Origin of the sequence: Thermovirga lienii, from assembly GCF_036847465.1 — a bacterium.
Taxonomy (GTDB): Bacteria; Synergistota; Synergistia; order Synergistales; family Thermovirgaceae; genus Thermovirga; species Thermovirga lienii.
Map to the genome: position 1 here is coordinate 1 of NZ_DAITZW010000034.1, position 20,119 is coordinate 20,119.

At 50.2% G+C, this 20,119-nt stretch carries 18 protein-coding genes and 1 riboswitch; of the genes, 9 read left to right on the forward strand and 9 right to left on the reverse strand.

Going from position 1 to position 20,119, the window contains the following annotated elements; translation table 11 throughout:
- The first annotated feature begins 68 nt into the window (after positions 1-68).
- From rd to V7Z69_RS08190, 5 genes are all read left to right on the forward strand, one after another.
- Positions 69-227, forward strand: coding sequence for a rubredoxin (gene rd, locus V7Z69_RS08170; RefSeq protein WP_334138437.1), 159 nt, complete (start codon positions 69-71; stop codon positions 225-227).
- Positions 228-558: 331 nt separating this feature from the next.
- Positions 559-1,650: a YedE family putative selenium transporter gene (yedE, locus tag V7Z69_RS08175; RefSeq protein WP_334138436.1), complete on the forward strand. Its 1,092-nt coding sequence runs from the start codon at positions 559-561 to the stop codon at positions 1,648-1,650.
- A gap of 12 nt (positions 1,651-1,662) precedes the next feature.
- Positions 1,663-1,884 (forward strand): sulfurtransferase TusA family protein, encoded by a 222-nt coding sequence (locus V7Z69_RS08180; RefSeq protein WP_334138434.1) that lies wholly within the window; start codon positions 1,663-1,665, stop codon positions 1,882-1,884.
- A gap of 23 nt (positions 1,885-1,907) precedes the next feature.
- A complete protein-coding gene (selD, locus tag V7Z69_RS08185) occupies positions 1,908-2,948 on the forward strand; it encodes a selenide, water dikinase SelD (RefSeq protein ID WP_081468055.1) in 1,041 nt (346 codons plus the stop codon).
- A gap of 245 nt (positions 2,949-3,193) precedes the next feature.
- A complete protein-coding gene (locus V7Z69_RS08190; protein ID WP_014162224.1) occupies positions 3,194-4,402 on the forward strand; it encodes a type IV pilus twitching motility protein PilT in 1,209 nt (402 codons plus the stop codon).
- Between the two features lie 3 nt (positions 4,403-4,405).
- Here the strand turns inward: V7Z69_RS08190 and V7Z69_RS08195 are convergent, their stop codons facing one another.
- From V7Z69_RS08195 to V7Z69_RS08235, 9 genes are all read right to left on the reverse strand, one after another.
- Positions 4,406-4,912, reverse strand: coding sequence for an MgtC/SapB family protein (locus tag V7Z69_RS08195; RefSeq protein WP_014162225.1), 507 nt, complete (start codon positions 4,910-4,912; stop codon positions 4,406-4,408).
- A gap of 16 nt (positions 4,913-4,928) precedes the next feature.
- Complete coding sequence (locus V7Z69_RS08200; protein ID WP_334138432.1) at positions 4,929-6,377, reverse strand: sensor domain-containing diguanylate cyclase; 1,449 nt, start codon at positions 6,375-6,377, stop codon at positions 4,929-4,931.
- Between the two features lie 14 nt (positions 6,378-6,391).
- Positions 6,392-9,181 (reverse strand): UPF0182 family membrane protein, encoded by a 2,790-nt coding sequence (locus V7Z69_RS08205; protein WP_334138431.1) that lies wholly within the window; start codon positions 9,179-9,181, stop codon positions 6,392-6,394.
- Between the two features lie 147 nt (positions 9,182-9,328).
- Positions 9,329-9,934: a DedA family protein gene (locus V7Z69_RS08210; RefSeq protein WP_014162228.1), complete on the reverse strand. Its 606-nt coding sequence runs from the start codon at positions 9,932-9,934 to the stop codon at positions 9,329-9,331.
- An 8-nt stretch (positions 9,935-9,942) separates the two neighbouring features.
- Positions 9,943-10,419, reverse strand: a complete 477-nt coding sequence (locus V7Z69_RS08215) for a pyridoxamine 5'-phosphate oxidase family protein (protein ID WP_334138429.1) — start codon at positions 10,417-10,419, stop codon at positions 9,943-9,945.
- A 20-nt stretch (positions 10,420-10,439) separates the two neighbouring features.
- Entirely contained in the window at positions 10,440-11,318 is an 879-nt protein-coding gene (gene sdaAA, locus V7Z69_RS08220) for an L-serine ammonia-lyase, iron-sulfur-dependent, subunit alpha (protein ID WP_334138427.1), read from the reverse strand.
- A 5-nt stretch (positions 11,319-11,323) separates the two neighbouring features.
- A complete protein-coding gene (gene sdaAB, locus V7Z69_RS08225; RefSeq protein WP_334138426.1) occupies positions 11,324-11,986 on the reverse strand; it encodes an L-serine ammonia-lyase, iron-sulfur-dependent subunit beta in 663 nt (220 codons plus the stop codon).
- Positions 11,977-13,692, reverse strand: a complete 1,716-nt coding sequence (locus V7Z69_RS08230) for a PAS domain S-box protein (RefSeq protein ID WP_334138424.1) — start codon at positions 13,690-13,692, stop codon at positions 11,977-11,979. Before V7Z69_RS08230 ends, sdaAB begins: the two co-directional genes overlap by 10 nt.
- Positions 13,693-13,765: 73 nt before the next feature.
- Complete coding sequence (locus tag V7Z69_RS08235; protein WP_334138423.1) at positions 13,766-14,242, reverse strand: type II secretion system protein; 477 nt, start codon at positions 14,240-14,242, stop codon at positions 13,766-13,768.
- A 157-nt stretch (positions 14,243-14,399) separates the two neighbouring features.
- Here V7Z69_RS08235 and V7Z69_RS08240 point away from each other — a divergent pair, with 157 nt between their 5' ends.
- The 4 genes from V7Z69_RS08240 to V7Z69_RS08255 all read left to right on the forward strand — a co-directional run.
- Entirely contained in the window at positions 14,400-15,584 is a 1,185-nt protein-coding gene (locus V7Z69_RS08240) for a DNA recombination protein RmuC (RefSeq protein WP_334138421.1), read from the forward strand.
- A complete protein-coding gene (locus tag V7Z69_RS08245) occupies positions 15,581-17,488 on the forward strand; it encodes an HD domain-containing phosphohydrolase (RefSeq protein ID WP_334138419.1) in 1,908 nt (635 codons plus the stop codon). Before V7Z69_RS08240 ends, V7Z69_RS08245 begins: the two co-directional genes overlap by 4 nt.
- Before the next feature lie 109 nt (positions 17,489-17,597).
- Positions 17,598-18,731, forward strand: coding sequence for a baeRF3 domain-containing protein (locus tag V7Z69_RS08250; RefSeq protein ID WP_014162236.1), 1,134 nt, complete (start codon positions 17,598-17,600; stop codon positions 18,729-18,731).
- A gap of 107 nt (positions 18,732-18,838) precedes the next feature.
- A riboswitch (cobalamin riboswitch) is annotated at positions 18,839-19,015 on the forward strand.
- A gap of 90 nt (positions 19,016-19,105) precedes the next feature.
- The coding region (locus V7Z69_RS08255; RefSeq protein ID WP_334139564.1) for a TonB-dependent receptor at positions 19,106-20,119 on the forward strand (1,014 nt) is incomplete at its 3' end.

The following is a 20,119-nucleotide window of genomic DNA, read 5'->3' on the forward strand; positions in this document are numbered from 1 at the left end:
ATCTTTGCCAACTTAGGCAGGTATTCCTGCCACTAAGTTGAGTTTAACAGATAAGAGGAGGGACTAAGATGCAGAAATACGTATGCAGCGTGTGTGGGTACGTGTACGATCCTGAGGCTGGAGACCCAGACAACGGGGTGAACCCAGGGACCCCCTTCGAAGAAGTGCCCGAGGAGTGGGTATGCCCTGTTTGCGGCGTCGGAAAGGACATGTTCGAGGCAGAATAGGTTCAAATTTTAGCACGAATAAATGTGAGGAGCTCCTTTAGGAGCTCCTTTTTATTTTATCTTGTAACATTTTTGTGATATTATTCTCAACAGCGATTTTATGTATGAAAGGAGGGTCCCTTATGGTGTTAATGCACATGTGAGGAAGGCATTTGAATGCGGGTTCCGCGTTCTTCCATCGCCGGAGAAGGCCGTTTTTTGCCTTGCCTCATGGACATGCATGGCACCAGGGGCAAGACCTCGTTAAGGTTTGAGGTTTTTGGCTTCCTTTTGGCTTCTCTGGGATGGAAGAAAGTTTGTACATTCCAAGAGACAAAAGGAGGCGAAAGACATGTTTTCTTATGTTAATCGATGGTTGGTCGGTCGTTTTGGTCCAGCCCTTACGGGACTTTTTGTAGGTGTTTTTGCTCCAATTCTTACCTTTCTTGGAAACCCCGGCAACATGGGTATCTGTGTGGCCTGCTTCACCAGGGACGTCGCTGGGGCCTTGGGGCTTCACCGAGCAGCGGTGGTGCAATATTTGAGGCCTGAGCTTTCAGGGTTCATCTTGGGGTCTTTCCTTGCGTCATTAGTCTACAAGGAGTACAGGCCTCGGTCCGGTTCTTCCCCCCTCATTAGGTTTTTCCTAGGCTTTTTTGCCATGATAGGGGCTTTGGTTTTCTTGGGTTGCCCTTGGAGGACTTATTTGAGGCTAAGCGCTGGAGACCTGAACGCCCTGTTTGGATTGGGAGGACTCGTGGTAGGGATATTGATAGGCATCTATTTCCTGTGGAATGGGTTTACCCTCGGAAAGAGCCTACCTAACAAAGCCAGTTCTGGGTTAGTAATGCCCATAGTAGCAGTAGTTCTCTTGGTTTGGGACATTACCAAGCCTCTGTTTGGTCCTGGAGGCACAGGCCCCATATTCTTCTCCGTGAAGGGGCCAGGTGCGCAGGCTGCACCAATCCTCATATCTCTTGCGGTGGGTTTGGCTGTGGGATGGCTTGCTCAGAGGAGCCGTTTCTGCACTGTAGGAGCCATAAGGGATTTTGTGATGCTGAAGGACGGTCATCTACTGAAGGGAGTTTTGGCCTTTATAGTGGCGGCTTTCGTGACCAACCTGCTCTTGGGGCAGTTCCACCTGGGTTTTGAAGGCCAGCCGGTGGCTCATACCAACAGCCTGTGGAACTTCATGGGGATGGCCCTTTCAGGTCTAGCCTTTACGCTGGCTGGAGGGTGCCCTGGACGGCAGTTCATAATGAGCGGCGAAGGTGACGGTGACGCAGCGATTTTTATCTTGGGAATGCTCGTGGGAGCCGGTTTTGCCCACAACTTCAGCCTGGCTAGTTCCCCCGCAGGACCTGGAGCCTTTGGTCCTATAGCCACCATAGTGGGAATGGTTTTCTGCTTGATTGTAGGGTTTACCATGAGGGAAAAGGTTTAGGAGGGGTGTAAAATGAGCGAAGCAAAGATCGTAGATGCAAGGGGGTTGTCGTGTCCTCAGCCGGTCATCTTGACAAAAAAGGCGTTGGACGAAGGGCATAATGATCTGGAGGTGCTGGTGGATACCGTAACTTCCAGGTTGAACGTAGAGCGGTTTGCAAAGAGCAAGGGGTACAGTGTAAATGTCGAAGAGTACGAAGATGGAGGGTTCAAACTACACCTAAGCAAGGCTTAGTACGGGAGAAGGTGTTTTTTAAAATGAGGCTTTCAGAGATGGCAAGAACCAGCGGCTGAGCCGCCAAGATAGGTCCGGCGGACCTGGAGGAAGTTTTAAAGGGTTTGGTCAAGCCCGAAGGGAAGACCTTTTTGGTTGCAGGATGGGAACACGGTGAGGATGCTGCCGTATGGGAGATAGATGAACGGCGTTTGGGCATCTTGACGGTGGATTTTATAACCCCTGTGGTGGATGATCCTTTTGCCTTTGGTCAGATAGCGGCAGCCAATTCCTTGAGCGACGTGTTTGCCATGGGGGGCAGGCCGTTGGTGGCCCTCAACGTGGTAGGTTTTCCGGTGAACTGCCAGCCCCTCGACGTACTTAAGGAGATACTTCGAGGTGGTCAGGAGAGAGTTATGGCGGCAGGAGCCCTCTTGGCAGGAGGGCACAGCGTGGACGATGAGGAGCCCAAGTATGGACTGGTGGTATATGGCGAGGTAGAAAGGGACCGTATTTGGAAGGTTACCGGCGCTAGGGAAGGAGATGTTTTGATCCTCACCAAGCCCTTGGGAACGGGCATGATCATAACGGCCCTCCAGGCTGAAATGGCCCAAGAGAAGGAGATAAAAGAGGCTGTAGAAAGCATGGGGACCCTGAACGACTTGCCCCTAAAGCTCTCCGATGACCTATTGACGCAGGTGCACGCCTGCACCGATGTGACGGGTTTTGGCTTGGCAGGACACCTTTTGGACATGTTAAGCGAAAGTTCGCTGGATGTTCTTTTGGAACCAGAAAAAATACCAATCCTTGAAGGAGCGCTGGAGAAGGCAAATATGGGCCTGGTTCCTGCCGGGACGTACCGCAACAGGGAGCTTTATGAACCAAGGGTGGAAGGGCTGGAAGGCCTTAGTTTGCCCTTGGCCGACGTTCTTTTCGATGCTCAGACCTCAGGGGGACTGCTTTTGGCGGTCCCGGAGCACGTTGCCGAAGGGTTCTGCCGTGAGTGCCAAAAGGCAGGCTTCGTAAAGGCGTCTCCTATCGGAAGGTTTGTGAAGGGACAAGGTAAAATGGTATTGGAAACATAATAACTAGGAAGGATAAAATTGAGCTTCGCCCGAAGGCTGGAAAAGATTGGACTTTTCCAGCCTTCGCTTTGCTTTGTACTCTTAAATTGGGAGAAGGCGATTAGAAGGGGGCAGAATATTGTGGCAAGATTGCTCTTGTCATGATAAAATTATAAAGCATTAGCAAGATTATATACAAGATGACAGAATGGAGAGGTTTAGCTAGTATGTTGAGAACCTAATATTTGATATTGGAGGTAATAACTATGAATATACCTCCCAAAGACGAAGAAAGTTTTAATTCAAGTTCCTGGAAACACTCATCGGGCAGTGAAAGGTCCAAGTTGATGCTTGAAATGGAGGAGTTTATCTTCCCCATTGGGGACCCTCCTTTCAATGCCCCTGGTGCCCCGAGATCCTTAGTGGACATGCTTGAGACCATGGTAAAAATGGGAGCCAGTGACCTTCATCTGAAAGCAGGATATCCCGCCTTCATCCGTCTTTTGGACACAGAGATCTATCCTTTTGAGTTCATGGATCCTCTTGATGATGATGAGATCTTTGGCTTTGTGGAAAAGCTAGTCTCCCCAGAGCGCTACAGGAAGTTCAGGGAGAGCGGCGAGGCAGATTTCGCAGCCTCTTTAGTGGGGGGAGAAAGGTTCAGGATAAACGCCTATATAGCCATGGGAAGGCCTTCCATGGCTATCAGGCACATCAAGTCCAAGATCCCTTCCATGCAGGAGTTGGGCCTACCTTGGGTTATATCCAGGTTCGCCCAGAAGACAAGGGGCTTGGTGCTCATAACCGGACCTACAGGCTCTGGGAAGTCCACGACGTTGGCATCCATAATAGAGGATATAAACGTTAGGAGAAGGTGTCACATAGTCACTCTGGAGGATCCCATAGAATATGTGTTCACTCCTCAAAAGGCCGTAATCGACCAGCGAGAGATAGGAAGGGACTCGGCCAGCTTCCACGAGGCTCTGAGGAGGGTGTTCAGACAGGACCCAGACGTCATAATGGTTGGGGAGATGCGGGACATTGAGACCATTTCCTCTGCCATAACAGCTGCGGAGACAGGTCACTTGGTATTGGCCACGTTGCATACTCAGGACGCTCCAGGCACCATAGACCGAATAATAGACATATTCCCTCCTCACCAGCAGAACCAGATAAGGACCCAGCTGGCCAATATCTTGGTGGGAATCTGCAGCCAACAGCTTTTGAACACCACGGACAAAAAAAGGATCTTGGCGACGGAAGTCCTCGTGGCAAACTACGCTGTACGAAACCTCGTCAAGGAAGGGAAACCTCAGCAGATAAGGAACATAATGGCTACCTGTACCAACGAGGGCATGATGCTTATGGAGCACTCCCTGGCTTCCTTGTGCAAGAAGGGCAAGATAACAAGGGAGACGGCCTTCCTGCACGCTTTCGACGTGAAGGACCTGGAGCGGTTCTTGGACGAAAGATGATGGCTATTCGAAAGGCTTTGCGTCCTTGCAGCTGACGGAGGACCCTTTTCTTCTTTTGAGTATCTTCTTGTCAAAATATCGCAGGCCTCTGTTTATAAGCAGAACTATCACGACACTTCCTGCAGCGAGGATGTAGAGATCCAGCGCCACGCAGATGCCTAAGGCGGCCGTAAAGAGAATGGAGGCTGCAGAGGTAAGATATATTACCGTCTTTCTCTCCTGATGTTGGATTATGGTGCCTGCGCCGATGAAGCTTATGCCTAAAACTATGGCCTGTATGACCCTTATGGGGTCTCCTCTCACGAAGTCGTTTTGTCCTATGGACATGCAGTAATTTAAGATTATTACCTTGCCCAACAGGACAAAGAGGGTGGATGCTCCCGCTATGAGCATGTGGGTCCGCATGCCGGCAGGCTTGCCTATGTTCTCTCTTTCTACCCCTATAATGCCTCCAAGCAGGACAGCTATTATTACCTTGGAGAGCGCAACAAGCTGAAGGCTTGCGTCCATTTCTGTTGCCTCCTCTTTATTGTCCCCTCAAACGTTTCATCCGTCTTTTTTCCTCGTACATTCTTTGGTCTGCAAGCTGGAGCAGGGCTGTTAAGTTCTTTCCGTCGTCAGGATAGAAGGCCAGGCCAAAGTCTGCCTCGATGGGGTATCCATCTGGGAGTTCTTCGATGCGTATTTCCGATAGGGCCGACCTAAGCCTTGATATGGCGGTCAGTACCTCCTCATGGGGCACGCAGGGGAAGAGGATGACGAATTCGTCTCCTCCAAATCGGGCGCAGAAGTCGCTTTCTCTCAGAGTATTTTTTAAGGTCTTGCCTATTTCTCGGAGGACCTTGTCGCCTACGAAATGTCCCAAGTTGTCGTTTATGGCTTTGAATCCTGCAAGGTCCATCATTGCTAAAGCCATCCGTCCACCGTAGCGCAGAAGTCTGTTTTGTTCTTCCTTCAGTCGGGAAAATAACAAGAACCTGTTGGGCAGGTTTGTGAGCTGGTCTATGGTCGCCTGCCTCTTTATAACCTCCCTGGTCTCGATTTCTTTCCAAAGGACTCCCAACTGGTCGGCCAAAAGCTGAAATATTTTTTCATCTTCCACACCAAATGGGGAGGTCCCTTCAACACATATGACCCCCAAAAGCCTATCGGAAAAAAGGATTGGGACGTCTAATTCCGCTTTTATTCCTTCCGTGAGGGGGAAATAATCATCGTTTCCGATCACCGAAGGAGTGTTTATTACTCGCTTTTCTCTAGCAGCCTTATAGGTTAAGCCTTTGCCCGATTCTTTCAGTTTTTCCGATAATTCTCTAAAAAGATCCCTGTCCAAGTAGGTTGCAGCTACTATTGAGAGGGAAATGTCGTTGGCGGTAGAATCTTGAGCCAGGATGCTAATATTAGAATAATTCAGTTTTTTCTTCAACAGGGATAATGATCTGTCAAAAAGTCTCTGGAGAGAATCTTCACCAGATATCTCTCTTACTATTTTGTTAAGCAGCTCTAGGCGGTCACTGTACTTTTGAAGTTTAAATTCCTTTTCTTTTATTTCGTTTATGTTCACCAAGGTCTCCAATGCTCCTATTACATTTCCTTTTTTATCTCTGATAGGACAAGCGGCGAACTTTATCCATGTTCCCCCATTAATTTTAGGTAAGAAGATTTCTCCTTCCCAGCTTTCATGGTTTAAAAACCCTGGATGGCATGCTTCACCGTAGAAAGATCGAATCTTTTCCGTGTCAGCTCCGTCCAATATCAGGTCGGCCAATAAGGGGCGAGGAGGATCGTAAAAGTCAAGGCTTTCCCAGGTTTTACCGAGGATATTTTCCCGTAAGATGCCTGTTAGAGTCTCACAGGAGCTGTTCCATGCGATGATTTGATGGTCTTTGTTCAGCACGAATATGGGGATAGGAATCTTGTCCAGAAATTCCTCTAACGTTACTTCCCCTATGTTCCCTAAGTCCTCTAGGGTCCCCATATTCATCACACCTTTTATTCAATTTTGTTGCTTTCGGTTTCAGATAGCCTCTGCAAAAGCTCGGTCAAGACTTCTTCAAGTTCCTTGAGCCTGCTTCCGTAGGCGGCCCAGTCTCCCTTTTGTGCTGCTTCCTTGGCGGCCTCGAAGGCTATTTTTGCTTCTTGGGCCAAAACTTCTGGTGATTTGCCCTCTAAAAGGCTTCCATCAGGTTCCCTCTTTTGGGTAACAATAGAAGGTTTAGCCTTTTGGATGCCCTTATCAGGGGCTGGCCCCAGGAGGTTGGTCAGGGCTTCCTCCAGGCGTTCTCCCCATGCAACCCTTCCACCTGAGGAAACGATGACTCGCTTAAGTTCCGGAAGGTCGCTGTTTTCTGCCCTCAGGTACAAGGGCTGTACGTAAAGCAGGGAGTCCCCAGTGGGTATGACCAGGAGGTTGCCTCGAATTACGTCTGAACCCCTCTGACTCCACAGGGAAAGCTGTGCGGATATCTCCGGATCTTGGTCTATCAGGGCCTCAACCTGCGTCGGGCCGTAAATGAGCTTCTGCTTGGGGAACTGATACACCAATAGCTCTCCGTAATTGTCTCCATCGGATCTTCCTGCTATCCAGGCTATCATGTTGTCTCTGCCCACGGGTGTGAAGGGGGCGATGAGCATGAATTCAGCCCTTTCTTCTCCTGCAAGCTTCATTATCACGTAATACGCATTCAGGCTTCCTGCCTTGCCGCTTTTGGGAAGCTCCCACACGTCCTCCTTGTTGTAGAAGGTGTTGGTGTCCTTCATGTGGTAAGTCCTGAATATCTCGCTCTGTATGAGGAACAGCCCCTTGGGATATCTTATGTGCTTCCTAAAGGAGGCTGGGGCCTCGTCCATGGGCTTGAAAAGGGTAGGGAAGATCTTGGCCCAGCTTTTTACCAAGGGGTCTTCTGTGTCAGCTATGTAGAAGTTCATCTCCCCGTTGTAGGCATCAACCGTTACCTTCACGCTATTTCGTATGTAGTTTATTCGCCCCGCGGGAGTGCTCACAGGCTCCGAGTAGGGGTACAGGTTAGTCGCCGTGTAGGCATCCTGGACCCAAACCAGTTTACCGTCCATGATCGTAAGGTACGGGTCGTTGTCGTAGAGCAAGAAGGGGGCCACCTTCCTGACCCGTTCCCCTATGCTCCGGTAGAACATTATCCGGCTTTCGGGCAGTATGGCGTCGGTGAACAAAATCTGAGAGTCCCTAAACCTGACGGCGAAGGCAAGGCGCCTCCATATGGAGCCTATGGCGACCCCTCCTGTTCCTTCGTAGGTGGTCCTCACGTTGGCGCCTCCCATGGGGTAATCGAACTCTTTTATTTTGGTCTTGACCAGCACGTACGGCTGAACCTTTTCACCGTAGTATATTTGGGGCCGTTCTATCTCCAATGGGACGGAGATTCGTGGAGGCAGGTCCTTTATGAAGAAGACCGGTTTGCCCTCAGGGTCTATCTCGGTCACCGGGTTCATTACTACACCGTAGCCGTGGGTGAACTCCAGGTGCATGTTTACCCAGGTTGGGTTTTGCAATTGCTGTAGGTCCAGTTCCCTCGCAGAGAGCATGACCTGTCTGTATGAACCCCCTAGGTTGTACCTGTCTATGTCTATGTCGTTGAAATCGTAGTAAGATCTTATCTCCTGAAGCTGTTTGTAGGTCCTCAAAAGAGGCCTGTAATCCCAAAGTCGTATATTGTTTATGGTCTCCTTTTCTTTCTGGATTTGCTCCCAGGTTACGCTGTTGGCCGGCAGGAAATCCACCGTCTTCAGTGAATCAAGGCCGTAAGCCTTCAGTGTGCTTTCTATGTTGTATTGTATGTATGGTGCTTCCTTTTGGTACTCGTTGGGCTCTACTACGTACTTTTGGACTATGCCAGGGTAGACGCCTCTTATCACTATATTCGATGCCACCAAAAGCACTAGTGCCACGGCGGCGAGCTTCCAAGTCCTCCTCATGATGTTTACCAAAAGGAGGATGGCCACGATCATCGATAGGGCGAACATGACGTTGATGCCCAAAAGCCTTGCGTGGATGTCAGTGTATCCTGCTCCGAATACTACTCCTTGGGGAGAGAAGAGAAGATTGAACCTCTCAAGCCAAAAACCGGCCCCCCAGGAGGCCACACACAAAGCACCCAGAACGGAAAGATGTCTTCTTGCTTTTTGAGGGAGGGAAAAGTGGCTTTGTTCCCTCATCTGGGGAATCCATGCCAAAACGAAGATCAAGGTTGAACCCAAAAGGGCCGTTATGAGTATTCCCACGAGCCAGTCCTGAAGCAGCGAGTAAAAGGGAAGGTCGAAAACGTAAAAGGCTATGTTCTTTCCGAATATAGGGTCGGAAGACGAGAACAAAGCCTTGTTCAGGAAGCGTAAGACCACGTCCCATTGAGATTTTACGCCCAGGCCGTTCATTATGGAGATCAAAAAGGCCACTATGACTACGATCACTCCAGACCTCTTGGTGGGAATTGGGGTTACGCCCTCTATATCCAAGGAGGCGGCGCCCTTTCGGGCCAAAAGCCATGAGGTCGTCAGTATGATAAAGGCCCCTATGGACGCTGCTAAGAACAAGCCCCATTGGGGAAGTACCTGCTTCCAGAACACCGCCGAAAAACCCCTTGCATCGAACCACAGCCAATCGGTGTAGAACTTGGCGAAAGCCGGGAAAAAGACGGTGGAAAACACTAAAAGGGCCAGAAGCACTAAAAGCCCCTTCTTGAATTTCAAAGCGGGAAGGTTCAAAGGCTTACCTTCGCCCCCTCCGTGGAAAATATCTCTCATGGACATGGCCTATCCCCTCGATTTCTTTGTTTTGTTTGTCTTTGAATGTCCCATGTTAGCATATATGCTACATTGGTTAATGGGCAATACGCATCAGTACGTATGACTATTTTAACTGGTTAATGGGTAATATGCAAAAAGAATGGATGTGCTCTAGGAGGTATTTTTGCTCCTTACCTTCCAGGTGTACAAGGCAATGGTGATAGCAGATAAAACTAGGGTTATAACGGTAGTTTTATGAAGCAGCTTTTCCACCAAGTCGCTATTGTTGCCTACCCAGTATCCTATGAAGGCCAACACCACCACCCATATACCTGAACCGAGGGCCGTGAAGGTCAAAAACAATCCCATGGGCATGCGGGCCAGTCCTGCGGGGAGGGAGATCAACTGCCTTATTCCGGGCAAGAGCCTTCCTATGAAGGTGCTTATATGCCCATGCCGGGCGAAGAATACCTCGGATTTTTTAAGGGTCTTTTCGCTCACCAGGAAATATTTGCCCCACCGTTCAAAGAAGGGCCTTCCTATCCTCACTGCGATCCAGTAATTGAAGATAGCACCCAGCAAGCTGCCGACTATACCGGCAAGGATGACCATCCAAAGGTTCATCTCCCCCTGGGATGCAAGATATCCTGCAGGAGGTACCACTACCTCGCTGGGGAAAGGAAAGAAGGAGGACTCCAAGAACATGAGAGCCACTATGCCCGGGTATCCCATGTGTCCTATGGTGTCAACCAGGAAATTGACCAGGTGTCCCAACATGAACTCTATCACCTTTCGTAGCCGTTTTTGCGGCCTTTAACTGATTCTATTTCCACCTTTACTACACAAACGGCCTCCAAGGCCTTTTCGGGGAAGGGCAAGGCCCTTCCGGCGTATTGTTTCACTATTATATCGAGGCCTTTCTTTTTTTCCTCTGGATCCTCCAGTATGGTCGCCCTGCCGTAGCCTATGACGCTTCTGTAGTGTACGGTCCATTCACAAGGGTCTTCATCTGAGATTATCTTGACGTCGCAGTCTATCTCGAAACACACGTGAGGGTCATCCTTTATGCAGTCTATCTTTTTGCCCCCGCCGAAGCCATGAAAATATATGGCACCATCCTCGTAACCGTAACACAGGGGCACCACATATGGGAAGGGGCTGCCGTTGAAGGCCACCCTGCATATCTTCTCCCTTTTTAGGATCTTTTCTATTTCCTTGGGGTCCGTTATCTCCTTGTCCTTTCTCCTCATTGCTCTATCCATCTTGAACCCTCCCAAGACTGTTATTTTATATCAGGCGCCAGAGCTTTGAGTTTTTCTTCTATCTTTAGAGCCCTTGGAGTTGCTGCAATACCTCCCAGACTGGTCTCCCTGAGGGTTTCAGGAAGGGCCTTTCCTACCTTGTACATGGCGTCTATTACTTCGTCAGGCGGTATGGAGGACTCTATACCTGCTGATGCCATGTCGGAGCATACGGCTGCCAGGGCGGTCAAGGTGCCATTTCGCTTTATGCATGGGACCTCCACGAGCCCTGCTACTGGGTCGCAGACCAGGCCCAATATGGACTTGATGACCAGGGCTGCGCTTTGGGCCACCGCTTCGGCGGAGGCCTTCCTCATGTGGGTCAAGGCTCCGGCGGCCATGGCCGCTGCAGCTCCGCACTCAGCCTGACACCCTCCCTCAGCACCAGAGAGGGTTGCCCTTGATGCTATTATGGCTCCTATTCCTCCTGCCGTTATTAACCCTTCGAGAAGGGTTTGTTGAGAGAACGAAAAGATCTCCTCTGCTGCAAACAGCACCCCCGGCAGGATGCCGCAACTTCCCGCGGTGGGAGCCGCAACTATCCTTCCCATGGATGCGTTGTGCGTTGCCACCGCCAAGGCTATCTGACAGGCTCTTGTGACGAATTTCCCCGAAAGCGGCTGATTTGCCCCCTCGTAAAAGTTCATCTTATCGGAGATGTCCGAAACTATCTTGCCTGAAGGTTTCTTTTCAAGCGCTTCCTCCACGGACCTCCTCATCTCCTGTAACCTTAGGGCCATGTTCTCCTTGATTACAGGAATTTTGTCTCCGTACTCCAGGCTCTGCCTCTCCACGAAGGCATCAGGAAAGGATATGGCCTTTGTCCTGGATATGGAAAGGATCTCCTCGAAAGAAAGCATGGCCTTCACTCTCCAAGCTTCAAGGGTAACACCCTGAATATTTCGCTGTGGCAGCGAGAGATTGCGTCCATTATCTCCGTTTGGGGGTTTTCGTCAAGTTCCACTACCATTGCTGCGCCTTTGCCTCTGCCCTGCCTGTGGAGCGTCAAGGTCGCTATGTTCAAGCCCTTTGAGGCCAAAAGGCCAGTTATAGATGCTACAACTCCCGGAGTGTCCCTGTGGAAGGTGATCAAAGCAGGCAGTTCTCCGGAGAGTTCCAGCTTGAAGCCGTCTATCTCCAAGAGCCTCACGGCGCCTCCACCTATGGATGCTCCCACCACTTCCATGGAAGTGTCTTCGTCCTTGAAGAGAAACCTAGCGGAGTTAGGGTGAGCTCCATCGGGGTGTTCCGCCTTGAAGGTCCAATGGATGCCCTTTTTCTTTGCTTCTTCCCTTGCGTTGGGAATCCTTGGATCATCGGGCAGAAAGCCCAAGAGCCCCGCCAGGATTGCAAGGTCAGTCCCGTGTCCCCACCAGGTGGCGGCGAAGCTACCCCTCAAAAATATGGTGACTTCCCTTACAGGTCTGCCCCATATGAGAGCCGCCAACCTGCCCAACCTTGCCGCTCCAGCGGTGTGGCTGGATGAAGGGCCTATCATTACTGGACCTATAACATCCTCTAGTCGCATTTTCCTTTTACGCCTCCCTGTGAGTGTATCCCCAGGTTATAAAGTGCCATTGCTATGTCCTGGGCGGTTTCCTGGAATATTATTTTTTCTTCCTCTGTGACCATGTATTCTTTGGGCAAGGCGACGGTGATGAGGCCAAAAACGTGTCCCTGGTATTCCAGCCTGGTGGACATGGAGTATTTGTCCGGATATTCGTTCAATAATGGAATGTAGCTGCAGGGGACCACTTCCTTTTCTATTATGACCCCAGGGCTCTCTAAAACTTTTCGGCAAGCTCTGTTGAGCTCCTTGCGGCACATCCTTTCGGATATGGGGGTGTCGCCATCTATCATGGCTGCCTCAAAAATGCTGGCCAGACAATTTTTGAACTCCAATATGGCTATCCAAACGTTGGGGTATCCTTGGTTGACCACTAGGCTTACGCATATGCTCTGAAGAAGTTGTGTGGGGTCCTTTTCGCTGTTTATTAGGCGGTGAATGTCTCTTACGGATTTTAGCACCACGTTCAAGCGCTTTAACTGCTCTTGTGCCTCTTTTAGGTCCGTTACGTCTCTTCCGACGCTCTGGATCTCTATAAGCTTGCCGTTTTGGTCAAATATGCCTCTGTTTCTCCACTGGACGAACTGTCTTTTTCCTGAGGGCAGGTCGTTATATACTTCGCTGGTTTTGACGGGGGTTTCAGGAGTTAGAAAGGTTAGAATCTCCCTTTTGAGCCTTTCTGCTGTCTCAGGGGTGTAATCATCGAATATGGAGCTTCCCAAAAGTTCTTCCTTTGACATCCCCTTGTATCGGCAGTAGGCATCGTTGACGAAGGTCAAAACCCCATCTGTATTGAGGCGGACTATGAACTCGTCCTGGTCCTGAACCACTGCATGGTACCTTCTTTCGCTCTCCTTCAATGCCTCCTCGGCTTTGATCTGTTGAGATATGTCTCTATATATGACGTAGCACATCATGGTGTCTTGGTCCAGAATTAGGGGAACCTGAACCAGCTCCAGGTGGAGGATCTTCCCGTCCTTGTTCTGTCTTTTTACCTGCATGTGAATGTTTTCTCCCGACCAGAAGCGCTTATCTATCTCTCGGGCTTCGGCAATCAACCTTGCATCCTGGGTCACTATGTCGTAGCAGGCCCTTCCTATGACTTCCCCCTCGGGGTAACCGAAAAGTTTTAAGAAGGCTGGATTTGCCCTGGTTATCCTGCCTTTTGGATCGCATATCATTATGGCAAGGGGGGTTGCCTCGAACAGCTTTTCGAAAAATACCTTTTCTCTTCTGAAAGCATATTCGGCGTTTTTCCTCTCGGTTATGTCCCGGTAGATGGTGTAATCGTAGAGCGTTCCGTCCTCCAGCTCAAAGGGCACCTGCAGGAGCTCCACCGGTATGGCCGTTCCATCTTTTTTAAGACGTATGGTTTCCATACATACTTTTTCCATAGTTGTCCACATAAGTTCATCTACAGCTACAGCTTCCCTCATTAGGTCGGGGGTGGGGGCCACCACGTCGTTTCCGTTTTTACCTATCACTTCCTCCTCGGAGTAGCCGAAAAGCTTGCAGAAGGTGCGATTGGCCCTTATGATCCTTTCTTCCCTGTCGCAGATTATTATGGCCTCGGGGGAGTGATCGAAGAGGTTCTCGAAAAAGGACCCGCCGAGTACAGGGCCCGTGAAATCTTTTTTTTCGTGCTTTTTGCTGAAGAGCCTGGCCATTGAGGGACTTCCCCCTTTTACCTGTTTGTCTTGTGATGTTATTTTAGCATGGCTTCAGACAGAAAGGGCACCTTCATGGAGATGGTGATTTAACGGCAACAGGCATGTACACCCTTTGCGGAGGGGGCGAGGTTTCTCCGTATATCCTGGTTAAGCTTTTATCCTCGAAGATTCCTGCCTCGCTAGCCATGGAGGCAAGTTTCTTCCTTAGACCAAAGCTTTCGGATGGGAGGTTTGCCACCACAAGGCATGGAGTCTGATCTGATGAATCAAAGCCGTACCAAAGGTTTTCGTCCCCTGACTCAGGCGCCTTTCGGTCCAGGTACTTGGAGCAGAAGGCCTCGCTCACCGGTCCAATAGGCCACTTCTTTCCCTCCTCGTGGTAATACATGAGGGCGGCAGATTTCAATGTGCGCATGTCGGAGATTATCCTCGTTGCCATGGCCTTATCCCTTCCCGAAAGGGTGGTCAAGAGGAGCATTCCCGAAAGTACCCCAATGATTATGAAGACCACAAGCAGTTCTACAAAGGTAAACCCTCTTTTTTTCATGGGCGTCTCCTATTTTCAAGCCCTAACAACCAAAAGCAGAGGGCTTTGTTGCTTTGTTTTGTGTATTAATATACCATAATATATGTGGAAAAATATATTTCATTTATTTTATAAATAAAAGCTGCTGGGGGAGATTCACGAATTGACCAATTCTGGCATGGTTTACGTTTTGATATTTGTGTTCATAGCGGGTTTTTTGCTGGGAGTAATAGTGTCTTCTTTCATGAGGTTCTTTCATGGCAGGGCGGCACGGGAGCTGGCAGAAAACCAGATGGAGATGGCCATGTCCCGTCTGAAGGAGGCTTTCGGTGAGCTTTCCGTTCAGGCTCTGAGCCGTTCCACTGATGAGTTTTTGAAGCTCGCTCGCTCGAGGTTTGAAGCAGAAAGACAGGCGACCTCACAGGAGCTCGAAGGTAAAAAGGCCCTTATAGATCAGAAACTGGAAGAGATGGCATCAAAGCTGGAGAACGTGTCCAGGCTTATAAAGGAATTGGAAAAGGATAGGGAGAAGAAATTTGGGGAGCTTGCAGGAAAGCTTTCCGAGTTCAGCATCCAGACGGCGGAGTTGGTCCGAACCGCCGGGAGCCTAAAGGAAGTTTTGGCAAGCTCCAAGGCGAGAGGGCAGTGGGGGGAGAGGATGGCCGAGGACATATTGCAGGCTGTAGGGCTAGTCGAAGGTATAAATTACAAGAAACAGAGCCAGACGGCCAATGGCACGAGGCCAGATTTTTCGTTCCTTCTTCCTCGGGGCCTAGTGCTCAATATGGACGTCAAATTTCCTTTCGACAACTATGTAAGATATATGGAGTCCCCTTCGGAGCAGGAAAAAGATTCTTACGCTAAGGCCTTCATAAGGGACGTCCGAAACAGGATAAAGGAAGTAGCTTCCAGGGAGTACATAGATCCAGAGCAAGGGACCGTGGACTATGCGCTACTTTTCATCCCTAATGAGCAGGTTTTTTCATTCATCCAAGAAAATGAACCTGCGCTTTTGGATGAGGCCCTTTCAAGGAAAGTAATATTCTGCTCCCCCACTACACTCTTTGCTGTTTTGGCCGTAGTGAGACAGGCCGTGGAAAACTTTGCCCTACAGCAGGCATCCAAGGAGATTCTGGCCCTTTTCGGCAGGTTCAAAGCCGAGTGGGAAAAGTTCCTTGATAGGATGGATAAATTGGGCAAGAGGATCAAATCCCTTCAGGACGAGTACGACTCCCTGGTCAATTCAAGGCGCAAAGGTTTGGAACGAGTGCTTGATAAAATAGACCAAGAGAGAGCAATGCAGGCTTTGGTGAAGGAAGGAGCAAACAAAAGTCTAGAGGAAGAGGAAGGAGCCGAGGCATGAAGAAAAGATGTTTGTGGATATGTCTTTTGTGTTTGTTTGCGTGTTTTTTCCTTCCTGTCAGGTCCAGTGCCGAAGAATTGATAAGGGTAGGAGTATATGAGTATTACCCCCTTATCTTTACTGAAGATGACAAGGTCAAAGGACTGTACGCCGATGTCCTGGAGCATATAGCCAAAAAGGAAGGTTACACTTTGCAATACGTCAAAGGAACCTTCAATGAGGGATTGAAGCGCCTCGAAAGAGGAGAAATAGATGTTATGACAGCCATTGTTTTCTCTCCTGAGAGGGAAAGACTTTACGATTTCAGCACGGAGGCGGTGTTCACCGATTGGGGGGTGCTTTACAAGCGAAAGGGCCTGAACGTAGATTCCATATTGGACGTTGAAGATTTGACGGTTGCGGTGGAAAAAAGCGACATATACGGTGAATATTTTAAAAAACTCCTAGGGGATTTTGGCATCAGGTGCAGGTTCATGGAGGTACCTTCAGGGGAAGAGGTATTCGAAGCCATATTGAGGGGGCAAGCGGCCTGTGGGGTCGTCAGTAGAATATTTGGGTATTTCAATGAGCATAAATACCCGGTGGTGGCCACCAACGTCATATTCCACCCCTCAGAGTGGCGTTTTGCCTTTCCAAAGGGTAGGCAGAACGTTCTCAAGCAGGTCATAGATTTCAATTTGAAGCAGATGAAAAACGACCCCAACTCGGTGCTACAGGCTTCCATTAGAAAATGGCTGGAACTTAATGGGGGCGCTGGTTCCTATCCTGATTGGATAGTTGCTGGGATCATCATATTGGCGATGGCTTTGGTGCTGAGCCTTATGGGCGGCTATGGTGCCTTTAAGAAAAGCATAAGCCAGGGCAAGGAGCTTTTGTCCAGCAAGAAGGAGATCCTGAGGGAGAAGGCCTTCTTTGAGGGGCTTTTCGACTCCATTCCAGATGCAGTAGCTCTTCAGGATCCCACCACTATGAGGATACAGCGGGTCAATAGTTCCTTCGCCAAGGTCTTTGGTTATTCCGGGGAGGAAGCAGAGGGTAGGACTTTGAGGGAGCTGGTGGTGCCCGAGGACCGCATGCATGAGGCAGAACATCACATGAAATCGGCTTTAGAGGGTAAAAGCATAGAGCGCGTCACGGTAAGGAGGAAAAAGAGTGGAGAGATCTTCCACGTTCTGTTCAATCAAGTCCCGCTCTTTTCCGATGGAAAGATGGAGGCGATACTCAATTCTTACACCGACGTGGAAGCCTTGGCGGAGATGGCCCGCAAATACAAAACGGCAAGGGACCTTGCCAAGGAGGAGCTGGGACGGGTTGAGAAGCTTTGGGAAGACACCATTGGAATTTTAGCTCAGACGGTGGAGATGAAGGACCCCTATACTTATGATCACCAAAGAAGGGTGTCCTTTCTTTCAGAGGCCTTAGCCAGGAAATTGGGTCTTTCAGAAGAGCGCATCAGGCTTGTCAAACTTGCAGGGTTGGTGCACGACATAGGGAAGGTGGCAGTGCCGGCGGAGATCTTGAACAAGCCCGGCAGGTTGAGCGACGTGGAGATGGAGATTGTCCGCACCCATCCCCAGAAAGGGTATGAGCTATTGCGCAAGCTTACCCACAGGCCAGTTCTTGCGGAAGTAGTCTATGCCCACCACGAGAGATTGGACGGTTCTGGCTACCCCAGAGGGCTTTCAGGCGAGGATATCCCCATTGAGGCCCGAATATTGGCCGTTGCGGACGTAGTGGAGGCCATGGTCTCCCACAGACCCTTCAGGTCGGCTTTGACTCTTGAGGAGGCGTTGGAGGAGATCAAAGCAGGAAAGGGAATTTTGTACGACCACAAGGTAGTGGAAGCCTGTGTGGAGCTTTTCGAACGGGAAAGTTTTTCCTTTGAGGATGCCCCATTGTCTTGATAGATTAGTGTTATAATTAGAGAAAGTAAAGGAGGCTGATTCCCCGTCCCTTTTCATTGGGGAATTGCCTCAAAGAGCAGAACAGCAAAGGAAAGGGAGGCGAAAAGTCATGAGGTTGTTGACCCGAAGCGAGCTGATAGCGTTATCGGAACACCAGAAGGCCCCCAGCGTTTCCATCTACATGCCCACGCCCCTTCCCGCAGAGCCCCGAAAGAGCCAGATAGCTTTCAAGAGTGTCCTTGGGGAAGTGCAGGACGAACTTTTGGGTCGGGGACTCAAGGAGCAGGAAGTGGAGGATCTTTTGGAACCTGCTAAGAAACTGCTTTCGAACTCCATGTTCTGGGAAAACCAAAGCAAGGCCCTTGCAGTGTTTTTGTCCGAGGGGTACGAGAGGATCTACAGGATACCCTTGGAGGTCCCCAAGCTTGCGGTGGTTTCCCGGGGATTTCACATAAAGCCCCTTTTGCCTCTTGTAGGCGGTGGGGATGACTTTTACGTTCTGTGCCTCAGCAAGAAGAAAATAAGATTGATCCAGTGCACCAAAGAGGACTTCAGAAACGTCGACTTGGAGAACGTTCCCCAGAGCATATCCGAGGCCCTTCAGTACGAGCCCCTGGAGAAACAGGGTCAGATCGGCTCAGCCCCGGGCCGGCAGGGACTCTTTCATGGCCACGGTGCAGGAGACGAGGACTTCAAGGAAAACCTCAAAACCTTCTTGCGAATGGTGGACAAGGGAATACGGGAGCTTCTAAAGGACGAGACGGCGCCTCTGGTTCCAGCAGGAGTTGCCTACGTGGTCTCCCTGTACAAGGAGGTTGCGTCCTATCCCCACGTGACCGAGGAGTTCGTGGAGGGAAGCCCGGACAATTTGACGGCTGAGGAACTCTTCCAGAGGGCAAAGGCCATAGTGGAACCTATCTTCAAGAAAGAGGAAATGGAGGCAAAGGAGAAGTTCGAGGCCCTTTTGGGGACAGGCAAGGCCTCTTCCATGCTCGAGGAAGTACTGCCGGCGGCCTTTTCAGGCAGGGTGGAGGTACTCTTTGTGCCTTTGGGGGTCCAGGTGTGGGGCAAATGGAAAAAAGCCACACACGAAATGGAGCTTACCTCCAGGGAGGATCCTGAGGCAAGGGATCTTTTGGACCTTGCAGCGGTGGAGACCTTGAGGAGCAGGGGCAAGGTGTACGTGGTAAGTCCCGAGGAGGTGCCAGGAGGCAAGGATGTGGCGGCCATCTTCAGGTATTGATCCAAGGATTGGCATGGATGAATAGATAGAACCAATGTTGAGGGGAGCATCGAAGCTCCCCTTGTTCTTTGCTGAGGGCTTGACTTTGGAGGGTTTTGGCTATATTTTATGTGGGCAAAACGAAAGATTAGCGGAAGGGAAATCGGGAAGCCGGTGAGAATCCGGCACAGCCCCGCTACGGTGAGGGTGACGAAGGGTGCATAGAGCCACTGGCAAGTTTGCTGGGAAGGCGCACCTGGAGGAAGACCCCAAGTCCGGATACCGATCCCTTCAGCTGGAAGTTTCTTCCCGCGAGGGCCAGGGAGGAGACGGATTTTTTGGCCCTTATGGGCCTTTTTTTGTGGCCCCAAACTTCGTAGGAGAGGTGGTTTTATATGAAGTTGGGAAGGCTTTTTTCAGGTTTTTTGGCCATTGCGGTCATGGTGGTAGGGCTTTGGGCGGGAGCTTCCTTCGCTCAGGAAGCTTTGACCCTTGAGCCCGAGGTAGTTACCGGCTCCAGGGTTTATCAGTCCTTGGAGGAGGTTCCTGCTGCCACGTACGTGGTTACCTCGGAGGACATAGAGCGAAGCGGAGCCACCGAGCTGGGAGAGCTTTTAAGCTCCACGGTCCCGGGAATTTATATATCTTCCCGCAACGGCAGTACTCAAGAGGACAACATAAAGCTCAGGGGCCTTGTGACTGAGGTTTTGATTTTGGTTGATGGAGTGCCCTACTATAAGGCCAGTCATGGGGCAGGGGCTGCGGCATACGACCTGCGCTCCATTCCCTTGGAGGACATAGAGCGTATCGAGGTGGTCAAGGGGGCTGGTTCCGCTTTATACGGCTCCATGGCTGCAGCGGGTGTGATAAACATAATAACCAAAAAACCTTTGGGCGAAGGGGTAAAGATCACGGGAGGCGCTGGAACCAACGACTGGCGAGAGGGCTCCTTCAGCGGTTGGACCAGCGAGGGGGATTTTTCCGCCAGGATATGGTACGGCCATTCAGAGGAAGGAGAGTCACGCCTGTCCTGGAATGGTACGGTTATAAACAAGAATCTTGATTACGACCAGGACTCAGGGGGTTTGACGTTGAAAAGTGGCCCATTCACCTTCTCAGGAGTATGGGGCAAATATACCTCCCGCTGGACCTATAATGGGGATGAAAATCAACAAAAGAATGATTATTCAAGGTTTTATGTTAAATGGGAAGGGGAAACTGCCAGGGCAATACTTTACAGGCATGAGGAAGAAAAAGACTACAAAGATCCGGAGGGCAGAAGTTTTTACGACGACGAAGCATGGGGGGCTGAGTTTTCCAAAAACACCTCTTGGAAAGATGCCTTGGTCTCCTGGGGGGCCTCCTTTAGAGATGAAAAGCTTTCTGGGTATACAGAAGGAAAGAGGAAA

Excerpts from the sequence above, each read along its gene's own strand:
- V7Z69_RS08245 (WP_334138419.1), top strand. The coding sequence starts at position 15,581 with ATGAAGAAAAGATGTTTGTGGATATGTCTTTTGTGTTTGTTTGCGTGT.
- V7Z69_RS08210 (WP_014162228.1), bottom strand. The coding sequence starts at position 9,934 with ATGTTGGGACACCTGGTCAATTTCCTGGTTGACACCATAGGACACATG.
- V7Z69_RS08180 (WP_334138434.1), top strand. The coding sequence starts at position 1,663 with ATGAGCGAAGCAAAGATCGTAGATGCAAGGGGGTTGTCGTGTCCTCAG.
- sdaAA (WP_334138427.1), bottom strand. The coding sequence starts at position 11,318 with ATGCTTTCTTTCGAGGAGATCCTTTCCATATCCAGGACAAAGGCCATA.
- sdaAB (WP_334138426.1), bottom strand. The coding sequence starts at position 11,986 with ATGCGACTAGAGGATGTTATAGGTCCAGTAATGATAGGCCCTTCATCC.
- V7Z69_RS08235 (WP_334138423.1), bottom strand. The coding sequence starts at position 14,242 with ATGAAAAAAAGAGGGTTTACCTTTGTAGAACTGCTTGTGGTCTTCATA.
- V7Z69_RS08240 (WP_334138421.1), top strand. The coding sequence starts at position 14,400 with ATGGTTTACGTTTTGATATTTGTGTTCATAGCGGGTTTTTTGCTGGGA.
- V7Z69_RS08250 (WP_014162236.1), top strand. The coding sequence starts at position 17,598 with ATGAGGTTGTTGACCCGAAGCGAGCTGATAGCGTTATCGGAACACCAG.
- V7Z69_RS08190 (WP_014162224.1), top strand. The coding sequence starts at position 3,194 with ATGAATATACCTCCCAAAGACGAAGAAAGTTTTAATTCAAGTTCCTGG.
- V7Z69_RS08200 (WP_334138432.1), bottom strand. The coding sequence starts at position 6,377 with ATGGGGACCCTAGAGGACTTAGGGAACATAGGGGAAGTAACGTTAGAG.
- V7Z69_RS08195 (WP_014162225.1), bottom strand. The coding sequence starts at position 4,912 with ATGGACGCAAGCCTTCAGCTTGTTGCGCTCTCCAAGGTAATAATAGCT.
- V7Z69_RS08205 (WP_334138431.1), bottom strand. The coding sequence starts at position 9,181 with ATGTCCATGAGAGATATTTTCCACGGAGGGGGCGAAGGTAAGCCTTTG.
- V7Z69_RS08215 (WP_334138429.1), bottom strand. The coding sequence starts at position 10,419 with ATGGATAGAGCAATGAGGAGAAAGGACAAGGAGATAACGGACCCCAAG.
- rd (WP_334138437.1), top strand. The coding sequence starts at position 69 with ATGCAGAAATACGTATGCAGCGTGTGTGGGTACGTGTACGATCCTGAG.
- yedE (WP_334138436.1), top strand. The coding sequence starts at position 559 with ATGTTTTCTTATGTTAATCGATGGTTGGTCGGTCGTTTTGGTCCAGCC.
- V7Z69_RS08230 (WP_334138424.1), bottom strand. The coding sequence starts at position 13,692 with ATGGCCAGGCTCTTCAGCAAAAAGCACGAAAAAAAAGATTTCACGGGC.